Here is an 11,991-nt window from a genome sequence, read left to right as displayed (position 1 = left end):
GACCGCTGAGGCCCGCCATGGCCTCACCACGCGGGTGTATGCAGATCGCGGAGGTCCGCCTGGAGTACCACGCGCGTTCCCTCCTTGAGGGGGACGTGCGGAGGAGTGCCGCGAACGTAGTGTCTTAACCGTGACCGCGACGGTGGCCGTCGCCGACGTAGGGGGTTCGGCGGGGCCGCCGCGGTCACACCAGAACCGCCCGGTTTCAGGGGTCCGGGCGGGGAGCATGGGATAGCACCTCGCCGGACGGCCGCGGCTCGCCTCCTCGGAGGCACTCGCCGGTCTCGCCTGGGCTGGGGTTCGGCCGGCACCTGCGGCGGCCGCCCGGTGAGGGGTTCCGTGTCCGGCGCGGCCCGTGGGGCGGGCCGCGCGGAACGCGTCAGGACGACGCGGGGGTCTCCGGCTTCCGCGCCTCGGCGGCGCCCGTACTGGACGCGTCGGCGGCCCGCGTGCGGGACGCCTCGTCCAGCGCCGGCTCCAGGTAGATGAGCTTCGCCTCCGGGATCTGCGCCCGGACCCTCGCCTCCGCCGCGTCGATGCCGCGCGCCACCTCGGCGGCCGTGTCGTCGTGGTAGACGGCGATCTTCGCGGCGATGAGGAGCTCGTCCGGGCCCATGTACTCGGTCCTGATGTGGATGAGGTGGTCGACCTCGTCCACCGACTCCAGCGCCTCGATGATCCGCCGCTCGGTCTGCGGGTCGACGCCCTCGCCGATCAGCAGGCTCTTGGTCTCGATCGCCAGGATCGTCGCGACGACGCCGAGCAGCAGGCCGATCGCGACGGTGCCGACGCCGTCCCAGACGCCGTCGCCGGTGGCGACCGCCATGGAGACGCCGAACAGGGCGAGGAACAGGCCGACGAGGGCGGCGAGGTCCTCCAGCAGCACCACCGGCAGCTCGGGGGCCTTGGCGCGGCGGATGAACCTCCACCAGGACTGCTCGCCGCGGACCTCGTTCGACTCCTTGATCGCGGTGCGGAACGAGAACGCCTCCAGGCCGATCGCGACGATCAGCACCCCGAACGCCCACACCGGGGACTTGACCTCCTCCGGGTGGGAGATCTTGTGGTAGCCCTCGTAGAGCGAGAACGCCGCGCCGACGGTGAACAGGACCACCGCGACGACGAACGCGTAGAAGTAGCGTTCGCGCCCGTATCCGAACGGGTGCTGTGGGGTCCGGTCGCGTTCGGACCGCTTGCGGCCGAGCAGCAGCAGCCCCTGGTTCCCGGAGTCGGCGACCGAGTGGATGGACTCGGCCAGCATCGACGACGACCCGGTGAACGCGAACGCGACGGCCTTCGACGCCGCGATCCCGAGGTTGGCGGCCAACGCGGCGACGATGGCCTTCGTTCCACCCTCAGCACTCATCTAAGCAATCCTCGCTTCGAGCTCTTGAACGGCAGGCTCGGACGCAGGGTCCACGCCGAGCGCGATAGCCAAGTAAACCGTGACATAGTCGGCCAACGCGATCAGCGACGCGATCCGCTCCAGCGGATGGGCGCCCTCCGCCCGGATCTCGGTGACCGCCACGCCCCGGTCGCGGGCCAGCGCGGCGGACGCCTCGCACCGCCTCCGCACGCGCGGATGCTCCTCCACGTCGCGCATGAGGACGAGGTGAAGGCCGTGCTCCGGTTCGTCGACCCGGTCGCGGAAGAAGTCGTCCGGGTCGGCCGGACCGGCCTGTGAGCCGGCCCGCGCGAAGAAGCCGTCGAACACCGCCACCTGGTTGCGGCCGGTCTCGGGGACCTCGCCGAAGACGGCCGGGTACTTGGCGTTCTCGCCGAGCTGGCAGCACATCCGGTACGCCGCCGCGGCGGACGGCGCGGACGAGCCCCACACGAGCGGCACGTCACCGGCCAGATCGAGGGCGAGGCGCTTGGCCGGGTTGACGAACGGCTCGCTGGACGGGCGGCACCGGTGCGCGACGTCCTCCAGCAGCTCGGCCGTGGACTCCAGCACGGTGTCGGGGACGTCCGCGAGCCGGAGCGTCCGCGCGGCGAGGAGCAGGGGGATCGTCAGGGCCCACAGGGAGGAGCGCGCCGGGCCCGCGGGCCGGACGGGGACGACGACCCCGCGGCTCCGGGCCGCCAGCTCCGCCAGCGGCGAGGCGGCGTCACCGACGACCAGGAGGCGGCAGCCGCGGCGCGCGGCCTCCGCGGCGACCTCGAGCGTGTCCTCGGCGGCTCCCGAGGGCGAGACCGCGACGACCAGGTCGGCGGCGCCCACCCAGCCGGGGAGCCGGTAGCCGCGCACCGTGGAGATCGGGACGGCGCTGCCCGGCCCGCACACGGCGGCGAGCACGTCGCCCGGGACGGCGGAGGAGCCGGTGCCGGCGACGACGATCCCGCGGGGGCGGCCGTCCTCGGCCAGCTCGGCCAGGCCGGCCTCGGCCGCCGCGCGCCGCGCCTCCCGGACCTGCGCCGCCGACGAGGCGACCTGCCGGAGCATGCCGCCCGGATCCGCCGCCTCGGCCGCCTCCGCGTCCTCCAGCCGGGAGGGGTCGAGGGAGGCGCTCACGAGGCGGGGGCCCTGGCCTCGTCCACGAGGAGGACGGGGATGTCGTCGCGCACGGGGTAGGCGTAGCGGCACGAGCCGGTGCACACCAGCTCGTCGGCCGCCTCGTCGGCGCGCAGGTCGCCGCCGCAGTTGGGGCAGGCGAGGATCTCCAGGAGCCAGGAGTCCAGCTTCATCGTCATCGTGGCGTCACATCTCCCTTGCAGTCGCTTTTCCGGACCCGGTCACTTCTCCCTGACCAGGGCCAGGACCTCGTCGCGGATCGCCGCCATGGTGCCGGCGTCGCCGGCCTCGGCGTTCAGGCGCAGCAGCGGCTCGGTGTTGGACGGGCGCAGGTTGAACCACCAGCCGGCGGCGTCGTCGCGCACGGTCAGCCCGTCCAGCTCGTCGATCTCGACGCCGGACCGGCCGGCGAAGGCGTCCCTGACCTTCGCGGCGGCCGCGTCCTGGTCGGCGACCTCGCTGTTGATCTCGCCGGACGCGGCGTAGCGCGTGTACTCGCCGAGCAGCTCCGAGAGGGGGCCGTCCTGCTGCCCGAGGGCGGCCAGGACGTGCAGCGCCGCCAGCATCCCGGAGTCGGCGAACCAGAAGTCGCGGAAGTAGAAGTGGGCCGAGTGCTCGCCGCCGAACACGGCGCCGGTCTCGGCCATCGTCTGCTTGATGAACGAGTGCCCGACCCGGGTCCGGACGGGCGTCCCGCCGTGCTCGGAGACGATCTCCGGGACGGCCTTGGAGGTGATCAGGTTGTGCACGATCGACGAGCCGGGGTGCTTGGCCAGCTCCCGGGTCGCGACCAGCGCGGTGATCGCCGACGGGGAGACGATCTCGCCGCGCTCGTCCACCACGAAGCAGCGGTCGGCGTCGCCGTCGAAGGCCAGGCCGATGTCGGCGCCGGTCTCGCGGACCTTGGCCTGCAGGTCGCGCAGGTTCTCCGGCTCGATCGGGTTGGCCTCGTGGTTGGGGAAGGTGCCGTCCAGCTCGAAGTACAGCGGGACCAGGTCGATCGGCAGGCCCTCGAACACCGAGGGGACGGTGTGGCCGCCCATGCCGTTGCCGGCGTCGACGACGACCTTGAGCGGGCGGATGGACGACAGGTCGACCAGCGTCTTGAGGTGGTCGGCGTAGCCCTTGAGGATGTCGCGGCGCGTCACCGTGCCCGGCTCGCCGTCGTAGTCGGGGACGCCCTTCTCGATCGACTCGCGGATCTCGGCGAGCCCGGTGTCGCGGCCGACGGGGCGCGCGCCCGCGCGGCACAGCTTCAGCCCGTTGTACTTCGCCGGGTTGTGGCTGGCGGTGAACATGGCGCCGGGCAGGTCGAGGCTGCCGCTGGCGTAGTAGAGCATGTCGGTGGAGCCGAGCCCGGCCTCGATGACGTCCGCGCCCTGGGACGTGGCGCCGCGCGCGAACGCCTCGGCCAGCGGGACCGACGACTCCCGCATGTCGTGGGCGGTGACGACGGCGCTCGCCCCGGTGACGCGGACGAACGCCGCGCCGGCCGCCTCGGCGGTGGCGGGGTCGAGCTCGTCCGGCACCACGCCGCGGATGTCGTAGGCCTTGAAGATCTTGGCGAGGTCGCCCACTCCTGCTCCCTGTCCGAAGAACCGTGCGCGGAAAACGGCAGGCTCACGAGCCTACCGGGAGGACGGGACGCGACCCGCCGCGACGTCAGACCGGTGATCGGGCCGAGGTTCGGGACCGGGTTCGGGACGAGGGCGGGGCCCCGCGTTCACTCCTGGCCGGGCTGCGTTCCGGCGGGTTCGGAGCGGAGCACGCGCAGGTGCCCCCGGCGGCCGACCTCCGTGCCCTGGCCGACCGGCTCGTGGCCGGACCCGGGGGCGGGCCGGGCGGCCTCGCGGACCGCGTCGGCGAGGGCCTCCAGGTCGTCGGCGCTCGGCTCGGACTCCTCCTCGACGGGGAGCCGCACCAGCTCCCACCCCATGGGGGCGGTGAGCCGTTCGGAATGCTCCGCGCACAGGTCGTAGCAGTGCGGCTCCGCGTACGTTGCGAGCGGCCCCAGGACCGCGGTGGAGTCGCGGTAGACGTACGTGAGCGTGAACACTGCGGGCGCCTTGCAGGCGGTGCGGGAGCAAGTGCGGACGGGGCTCACGATGGCTGACCGTACCTCCCCCCACCCGGCTCCGCCACCACCCCGGCGCACGTGTCGCCGTTACCGGACGATTTCCGTGGTAACAACTACAATCCGTAATGGCACCGATCTTCACCGTGTCCTCATCGCGCTCTCACCGGGCGGTGCCGAGCCAGCGCGCGATGGCCGCGCCCCGGGTGCGGACGCGCAGCTTGGCGAAGATCCGGTTGACGTGGTTCTTGACCGTGTACTCGGAGACGACGAGGAGCCGGACGCGCACTCGGGCACTCTTTTCACGGCAGATCCATACGAATGGGCCGTTGCTTCGGCTGTTCCGGACAGAGCGATATAGAAGGCCCTATCGAGGGACCGGACGGGTGAGCCGCCGTACCAGCGGAGGTACTCTTGAGGCGTGCGATCCCGTGTGGCAGGCGTACGGCGCCGCGATCGGCACGGTCGCGGCCTCCGTGGTCCTCTGACGCCCCCGCAGGCGCCGGTCTCACGTACCCGCGCGGAACGGTTCGCCGACCTCGTCGAGGACGAGGTCCGGCGGCTCGGCGCGCGCTGGGGCCGCGAACTGGCCCGGGTGGAGTTCACGGTCGAGGAGGTGCCGCCGGTCGAGCCGTCGTTCGAGGGGCCGGTCCCGCTCGGCCAGACCCTTCCCGGTGACGGCGCCCGGCCGGTGCGCATCACCGTCTACCGGCGCCCCGTCGAGGCCCGCGCCGCCGGGGAGACCGAACTGGCCCGCCTGGTCCGCGACCTGCTCATCGAAGAGGTCGCCGACCTGCTCGGGATCTCCCCCGAGTCGGTCGACCCGAGCTACGACTCCCCCGACGACTGACCGGCCCTGCCCAGCCCAAGGTCCTGTTCAGTTCGGGGTCAGGGCGGTCTGGGAGTCGGCGGTGGCCGGCAGGCGCAAGATCGTGGGGGCGGGGACGACCGGCAGGACCGTGAACAGGTAGCCGTCGCCCTTGCCGGTGGCCAGGGCCCGGGACGCGTAGACGGGCGCGGAACCGGGCTTCGGTGTGATGACCGCGCCGAAGGCCGCGTCCGTGCCCGTGCTCGTGCCGGGGGCGGTGAGCCTGGTCTCGACCGTGCGCCCGGCTCCGACCCGGACCTCCCTGGGGGCGCCGGCGCCCTGCGCGTTCATGGTGGTGACCTGGACGGTCGCCGCGCCGGACGGGGCCGTCAGGGCGAGGAACGAGTCGAACCGGTTGTCGGCCACGACGCCGGGGGCGGACGCGCTCAGCGGCGGCGTGGCGGTCCCGTAGGCGACGTCGGCGCCCCGCTCGGCGGAGAATCCCGCGAGGATCGGACGGTCGGCGACGAGCCGCACGGCGGCGACCTTGCCAGAGAGGGCGCCGTCGAGGGGGACGGAGGTCACGGTCTTGCCGGGGGCGTCCAGGACGTCCTGGCCCTGGGGGGCGAACGCGCCGTCCGCGGTGATCACCTGGACCCTGATCCCGGCGTCGGCCTCGCCGGGGACCGCGACCAGCAGGCGGCGCTTGCCCGAGCCGCCCGGCACGCCGGGGACCAGGACGGAGGCCGCGGGCGCGGGCGACTGCGGCAGCCACTCGACGCCCTTCTTCTTCCCGATCCGCACGCGCAGGGACGCGGCGACGCGGCCGCTGGTGGTGTGCACGCGCAGCGCGAGGTCGGCGGCGGTCTTCACGATGTCGCCGAGGCCCTCGGGCGACCGGCCGATCCGCACGATCCTGGTGGTGTAGGGCTCGACGGGGGTGCCGCGCCCCTCGGTGGTGTCGAGCGGCCCCTCGCCGGAGAGGGCGGAGACGTCGACGGACGCGGGCTGCGCGTCGACGTTGGTCAGGTACAGGTCGAGCTCGTCGGCGGCGACCGGCCCGGGACCCGTGAACCACAGGTCGGTGCCGGGGACGGCGCAGCGGGCGCCGGCGAGACCGCGGTCGTCGCCGCCGTCATGGTAGGCGGTCTGCTCCGCCTCCAGGCCGCCCGCGATCGGGCCGGTGGCGCGCAGGGTGTAGGAGTCCTGCCCTGACTTGGTGTCCTCGTCCCAGCCCTGGCCGGGCGACGTCATGGACCCCAGCGGCGTCCCGCCCTTCGTCGGCGCCATGTCCACGCGCCCTCCGCCCTTCTTCCCGGGGAGGGACTGGACGGCGAGACGGCCGCCCTCGTGCCCTGGGCAGACCATCACGGCGTGCGTGACGGCCGCCTCCCGTCCCTTCTCGGACGCCTCGCCCGGACGGGAGAACGTAGCGGCCCCGTAGAGGGCGGCGACGGCGACGAGCATCAGGGCGGCGGTGGCATAGCGCATGCCGAGGAGGCGCAGGATCTTGTCCATCAGGACACCCCCTCTGGCCTGGGCTCATCCGCGGACTCCGGCGGCCCGGCGGACTCCCGAGACGCGGGCTCCGAAGGTTCGGCGGGCTCCGGAGGTTCGGCGGACTCCGATGGCTCGGCGGACTCCGGCGGCGCGGCCGGCGGCGGCTCACGCTGGAGGCGCGGGCGGGGCGCGCGGCGCCGCCCCCTCCGGCCGCGCCGCCGGCGCTCCCGCTCGCCGCGCGGCATGAGCGTGTCCGCCTGCGCGCCCGGCAGCGCCAGGACGGCGACGAGCAGCACGGCGATCCCCTGGACCACGACCCAGGCGTGCCTGGTGATCATCGACCGGGTCAGCTCGAAGTCTCCACCGCGGGCGGGGATGTCGTAGCCCTGCGCCCAGCCGTCCACCGTCCGGGCCTTGACGTCGTCGCCGTTCAGGGTGGCCCGCCAGCCGCCGTCGGACGGTTCGGCCAGGAGCAGGGTGCGCGGGCCCGTCGCCGGCGGGATCCGCACCCGGGCGTCGACGCGCCCGGCGGGCAGCGGCGTGACCGTCGAGCCCTGCAGGAGCAGCATCCGCGCGGACGTCCCCTGGAGCCGCCACGTCGCGAACGTGCCCGTGCGGCTGAGGCGCGTGAGTTCGGGCGACGCGTCCAGGACCTTCGTGAGCGGGTCGTCCGCGGGGTGCGGCACCAGCAGGTACTGGACGCCCATCCTCGTCAGGGCGGGCCCGTCGTCGCCCTCCCGGCCCGCGGCCAGGCCGGCGACGAGGTCGTCCATCCGCTCGTGGGCCCGGCCCTTGACGGTGACTTCGGACTCCCCGAGATGGGGCCGCGCGCCCCTGAGGACCGTGTAGGAAACCCGGCCGGTCGGCTCCCTGTGCAGGACGAGCGTCCTGACCCCGGCGGAGCCCTGGACGAACTCGGGAACCGTGTCGGGGTCGAGCCTGCCGAGGGGGCCGCCCGCGCCGCCGATCACCCAGAACGCCGCCGCCAGGAGGGGGGCGGTGAGCGCGGCGGCCACCACGGCCGCCCCTCCCGCCTTGTAGATCAGATGGTGGCCCGCCATCGCCTCGGTGGCGCGCTGGACGGCGGCGGTCGCGGCGAGCAGGATCCCCGCGCCCGCGAACAGCAGCGCCGCGCCGGGCCACACCGGCGCGGCGTCGGCGCCCTTAGTGACGGTGGCGGCGCTGGTCAGCACCGCGATGAGCAGCCCGAAGACGGCCAGCAGCCAGCCGGCGAGCACGTGGCCCCGGCGGCTGCGCAGCGGCAGCGCGCAGACGGCGGCCGCGAGCAGCCCCGCGAGCGCCCACCGGGCGGGCGTGCCCGGCCCGCCCGGGTCGAGCGCCAGCAGGTCGGCCGGGGCGGCGGGGTCGAACGGCCGGTGCAGGCCCGCCTCCGTCAGGAACCCGGACGGGTGGAGCAGCAGGCCGGCGGTCCACGGAAGCGTCAGCAGCGGCGGGACGCCGAGCGCGATGGCGAGGCCGCGCCGGCCCTGCCGTCCGGGCCGGTCGAGCAGCGCCCACATCATTCCGGCGGCCAGGAGGGCGGCCGGCCAGATCAGGGGCACGAAGGACATCGCGACGGCGAGCAGCAGCGCGACCGTCCAGGCGGCCCGTCCCGCGCGCTTGCGGCGCGTCCGGGCGTCCAGCGCGGTCGCCTCCGAGCGGGGGTACCCGTAGACGCGGGCGGCGTGCACGGCGATCAGCGGGAGCAGGACGAGGACGACGCAGGTGCCGATGCGTCCGCCCGCGACGGCGCCCGTCGCGGCGGGCAGCAGGGCGTACACGGCGGCGAACCACGCGCGGACGGCCGCCACCGGGACGCGTCGGCCGGTCGCGCGGGCGCGGCGCCCGGTCCGGGCCGCCTCCACCACCAGCAGCCGCGACGCGCGGTAGGCGGTGAGCCCCGCCAGCGGGACGCTGCCCAGCAGCAGGATCGAAACCGCCAGCCACGGCTTGCCGAAGGCGGCGCTGGACAGCACCGCGAGGACCCCGACCCACGGGGGGCTGCCGGCGTCGGTGCCGAGCCCCACCGGATGCCAGCCGGACAGGTACTGCGCCCACAGGTCGCTCGCGCCGCCCCACGCGGGGACGAGCGCGCCGCCGCCGAGCCGCCCGGCGGCCGTCACCAGGGAGCGCTCGGCCGCGACCGCGACCGCGGCGAGGCCGAGCACGACCATGACACCGGGCCGCGCGAGGAACCGGCGGATCGGACCGGGCTCGTCGGCCGTGATGTCGTCGGTGCCCTCCTCGCGGTCGCGCTCGTGGGCGGCGAAGTACTCCGAGGCCGCCTCGCCGGCGCGGCGCAGCACGACCCAGCGGGCCTGGAAGCGCCGCATGCTGCGCCGCACGCGGGTGCGGCCCTCCGCGCGGACGGCCCTCGCCCGCTGGAGCCTGCCCGGCGAGCGCAGGACGTCGCCGAGCGCGCGCAGCTCCTCGCGGGCCATGCCCGGCCGCTTGGTCGCGACCAGGACGAGGGCGTGGGCGAGCGACGCCCACACGTTGCGGACGAGGGCCCGGAGCATCGCCCCGAGCGGCTGGTTGGCGAGCAGGGTGAGCAGCGCGTTGCGGCGGTCGCGGCGGGCCGGGTGCTCGGCGGTCATGCCGATCTCGCGGAGCCCGCGGCGGGACGCCTCCGCGTGGTAGACGACGGCGTCGCTCGCGGTGACGACCCGGTACCCGGCGGCGTGCACCCGCCAGCAGAAGTCCAGGTCGTCGCGGAAGATGCCGTACTCGACGTCGAAGCCGCCGAGCCTCTCCCACACGTCGCGGCGGACGAGCATTCCCGCGCTGCCGACCGACAGGACGTCCCGGACGCCGTCGTGCTGGCCCTGGTCGAACTCGCGCCGGTCCAGGCCGGTGTGGCGGCGTCCGGCGGCGTCGACCGTGACGCCGAGCTCGCGCAGGACGCGCCGGTCGTCCCAGTCGCGGACCTTGGGTCCGAGCACCGCCACGTTGGGGTCGGTGTCGGCCGTGCGGAGCAGCCGGTCGAGCGCGTCGCGGTCGGGCGCGCAGTCGTCGTGCAGCAGCCAGATCCACTCCGTGCGGGGCCTGGATGAGCCCTGGGTCTGGTGTTCGGCGGAGCGGGCCGGGTCGTCCTCCGGCACGGGCGCGGACGCGGCGTCCTGCCGCAGCGCCTCGGCGATGGCCTCGCCGTAGCCGGTGGTGCGGGGCAGCGTGAGGACCTCGTGCTCGCCGACGACCTCGGCGAGGACGGCCGGGCCGCGGTCGCGGCTGCCGGTGTCCACGGTCACGAGGCGCTGCACGGGGCGCGACTGTGTCAGCAGCGCCTTCAGCGCCTCCGGAAGCCACCGCGCGCCGTCGTGCGCGACGAGGACCGCGGTGACGACATGACGATCGAGTGTGGGGGCCAAGGATCGCTCGATCTGTGGGACGGACGATTTTCACCGCCGGCCGGCCGGACATCCGGCGCCGGCGAACATCAGCCGTGCCGACCCCTCGGGCCGGCACGGCTGATAACTGTACGCGTGGCCGCGGCGGGCACGCTCCGGATCCCCCGATCCGGGGACGCGGCCCGCCGGGTCAGACGGCCTGGCGCTTCAGCTTCCGGCGCTCGCGCTCGGAGAGCCCTCCCCAGATGCCGAACCGTTCGTCGTGCTGCAGCGCGTACTCAAGGCACTCCGTACGCACCTCGCATGCCCGGCACACCTTCTTGGCCTCGCGAGTGGAGCCGCCCTTCTCCGGAAAAAACGCCTCCGGATCCGTCTGCGCGCACAGGGCGCGCTCCTGCCAGCCCAACTCTTCGTCCTCTGTGCCGTGCGCCAGCGGGATGACCACCTCGCTCACAGCGCACCTCCCTGCCCGTGGAACCCCCTGGTCAATGCCCTCCCACGAGTTCCTTCCCCCGAGACGGCATTGAAACTACACGGACGAAATTACACGCGTGTATCCGCCGCCCCGTCAAGCCGGAAGACATTCCCCGGGTGACATAGCGGGTTTTGCCAGGATGGGCACGCTGACCCTCAGATGAAGATCAGTTAATCGGGCGGTCACCGCCGGGGCGCGTCCCGCCGAGGGGTTCCGGCGGGGGGGCTCGCAGCGGCCCTCGCCGCCGGGCGTCGCCCGGCGGCCGTCATCGTGCCCCTACTGCGGGGGCGGGGGCCGGTTGTCCCGGTACCAGTCGCCGGCCTCCTGGTCGCCGCCCTGCGGCGGAGCGGGCTGGGTGCCCTGCGGGTCCTGGCCGGAGCCGCCGCTGCCGCCGTAGGCGCGGGTCCACTCGCCCATCTCCTCCTGGTCGGCGGACGGCTGGCCCTGCTGCTGGCCCTGCTGGTCGTAGCCCTGCTGGCCGGCCTGGTAGCCGCCCTGGGCGCCGTACTGCTGGTAGTCCTGCTGGCCGTACTGCTGCTGCCCGTACCCCTGCTGGGCGGCCTGGCCGTACTGCTGCTGGCCGTACTGCTGCTCGTAGCCCTGCTGGGGGGCCTGCTGCCCCTCACCGGCCTGCTGCTGCCCGTACTGCTGGTACTGCTGGTAGTCCTGCTGGCCGTACTGCTGCTGCCCGTACTGCTGCTGGCCCTGCTGGTACCCGTAGTCGGGGTAGCCGCCCTGCTGCTGCATCTGCGGCTGCTGAGGGCGCGGGGGCTGCATCCCCTTGAAGACCGTGAAGACGAACCAGCCGCCCACGCCGACCACGGCGAGGTCGCCTGCGCCCACCAGGAAGGTCGTGAGCTTGCTCACCGCGCCCGCGTAGTCGGAGTCGGCGAGCATGCCGCTCAGCCACGCGATCACGCCGAACAGCGCGATGCCGCCGAGGATGCCGAGCGCGCCCATCGCGATCGTGCGCGCCTGCGGGGTCGGGGTGGCGCCCGAGGTCGTCAGCGCGACCGCCAGGGCGACGAGGCCGACCATGGCGACCTGGATGAACGTCCCGTCGTTGGTCTGGGACAGGGCGCGCAGCGTGAACGTGCCCCCGCCGGCGAGAAGCTGGATGATGCCCGCGAGCAGGTGCACGCCCGCCGCGGCGAGCAAAACCCAGGCGGCCGGTTCGCGCAGGCGCTGGACGGCTTCCTTGTTCACGGTGACATCTCCAAGACTGATGGACCGGGGCATTCCCCATTGCAGGCAAAGCTTTGCATAGTGTCG

The 11,991-nt window shown here is 74.2% G+C and carries 10 protein-coding genes and 1 pseudogene; 1 reads left to right on the top strand and 10 read right to left on the bottom strand.

The window, feature by feature from the left end:
- Positions 1-379: 379 nt before the first annotated feature.
- The 6 genes and pseudogenes from FKD65_RS30150 to FKD65_RS30125 form a co-directional block, all read right to left on the bottom strand.
- Positions 380-1,366 (bottom strand): cation diffusion facilitator family transporter, encoded by a 987-nt coding sequence (locus FKD65_RS30150; protein WP_141581143.1) that lies wholly within the window; start codon positions 1,364-1,366, stop codon positions 380-382.
- Complete coding sequence (locus FKD65_RS30145; protein WP_141581141.1) at positions 1,367-2,515, bottom strand: SIS domain-containing protein; 1,149 nt, start codon at positions 2,513-2,515, stop codon at positions 1,367-1,369.
- Positions 2,512-2,694, bottom strand: a complete 183-nt coding sequence (locus tag FKD65_RS30140) for a Trm112 family protein (protein ID WP_141581139.1) — start codon at positions 2,692-2,694, stop codon at positions 2,512-2,514. Before FKD65_RS30140 ends, FKD65_RS30145 begins: the two co-directional genes overlap by 4 nt.
- Positions 2,695-2,736: 42 nt before the next feature.
- Positions 2,737-4,092 carry a phosphomannomutase/phosphoglucomutase gene (locus FKD65_RS30135; protein WP_141581137.1) on the bottom strand — a complete coding sequence of 452 codons (1,356 nt, stop codon included), beginning with the start codon at positions 4,090-4,092 and terminating at the stop codon, positions 2,737-2,739.
- Between the two features lie 146 nt (positions 4,093-4,238).
- Entirely contained in the window at positions 4,239-4,619 is a 381-nt protein-coding gene (locus FKD65_RS30130; protein WP_089315916.1) for a DUF3499 domain-containing protein, read from the bottom strand.
- Positions 4,620-4,752: 133 nt separating this feature from the next.
- Positions 4,753-4,863: pseudogene (locus FKD65_RS30125) on the bottom strand (LuxR C-terminal-related transcriptional regulator); the annotation flags it as partial.
- Positions 4,864-5,010: 147 nt separating this feature from the next.
- On the opposite strand from FKD65_RS30125, the gene FKD65_RS30120 reads away from it, so the two are divergent.
- Positions 5,011-5,439: a metallopeptidase family protein gene (locus tag FKD65_RS30120; RefSeq protein ID WP_240809670.1), complete on the top strand. Its 429-nt coding sequence runs from the start codon at positions 5,011-5,013 to the stop codon at positions 5,437-5,439.
- 27 nt (positions 5,440-5,466) lie between these two features.
- Here the strand turns inward: FKD65_RS30120 and FKD65_RS30115 are convergent, their stop codons facing one another.
- The 4 genes from FKD65_RS30115 to FKD65_RS30100 all read right to left on the bottom strand — a co-directional run bounded on the left by FKD65_RS30115 (position 5,467) and on the right by FKD65_RS30100 (position 11,925).
- On the bottom strand, positions 5,467-6,915 hold the full coding sequence (locus FKD65_RS30115) for a DUF5719 family protein (RefSeq protein WP_141581135.1): 1,449 nt from the start codon (positions 6,913-6,915) through the stop codon (positions 5,467-5,469).
- Positions 6,915-10,265, bottom strand: coding sequence for a glycosyltransferase family 2 protein (locus FKD65_RS30110; protein ID WP_141581132.1), 3,351 nt, complete (start codon positions 10,263-10,265; stop codon positions 6,915-6,917). Before FKD65_RS30110 ends, FKD65_RS30115 begins: the two co-directional genes overlap by 1 nt.
- 169 nt (positions 10,266-10,434) lie before the next feature.
- A complete protein-coding gene (locus FKD65_RS30105) occupies positions 10,435-10,698 on the bottom strand; it encodes a WhiB family transcriptional regulator (RefSeq protein WP_141581130.1) in 264 nt (87 codons plus the stop codon).
- A gap of 297 nt (positions 10,699-10,995) precedes the next feature.
- Complete coding sequence (locus FKD65_RS30100) at positions 10,996-11,925, bottom strand: hypothetical protein (protein ID WP_141581128.1); 930 nt, start codon at positions 11,923-11,925, stop codon at positions 10,996-10,998.
- Positions 11,926-11,991 lie beyond the last annotated feature (66 nt).

This window comes from Actinomadura sp. WMMA1423, assembly GCF_006547145.1.
Taxonomy (GTDB): domain Bacteria; phylum Actinomycetota; class Actinomycetes; order Streptosporangiales; family Streptosporangiaceae; genus Spirillospora.
This window is presented reverse-complemented; position numbering and strand designations above follow the sequence as displayed.

Bases quoted from the DNA above. Each gene is read 5' to 3' on its own strand.
- FKD65_RS30140 (WP_141581139.1), bottom strand. From the start codon at position 2,694: ATGACGATGAAGCTGGACTCCTGGCTCCTGGAGATCCTCGCCTGCCCC.
- FKD65_RS30150 (WP_141581143.1), bottom strand. From the start codon at position 1,366: ATGAGTGCTGAGGGTGGAACGAAGGCCATCGTCGCCGCGTTGGCCGCC.
- FKD65_RS30115 (WP_141581135.1), bottom strand. From the start codon at position 6,915: ATGGACAAGATCCTGCGCCTCCTCGGCATGCGCTATGCCACCGCCGCC.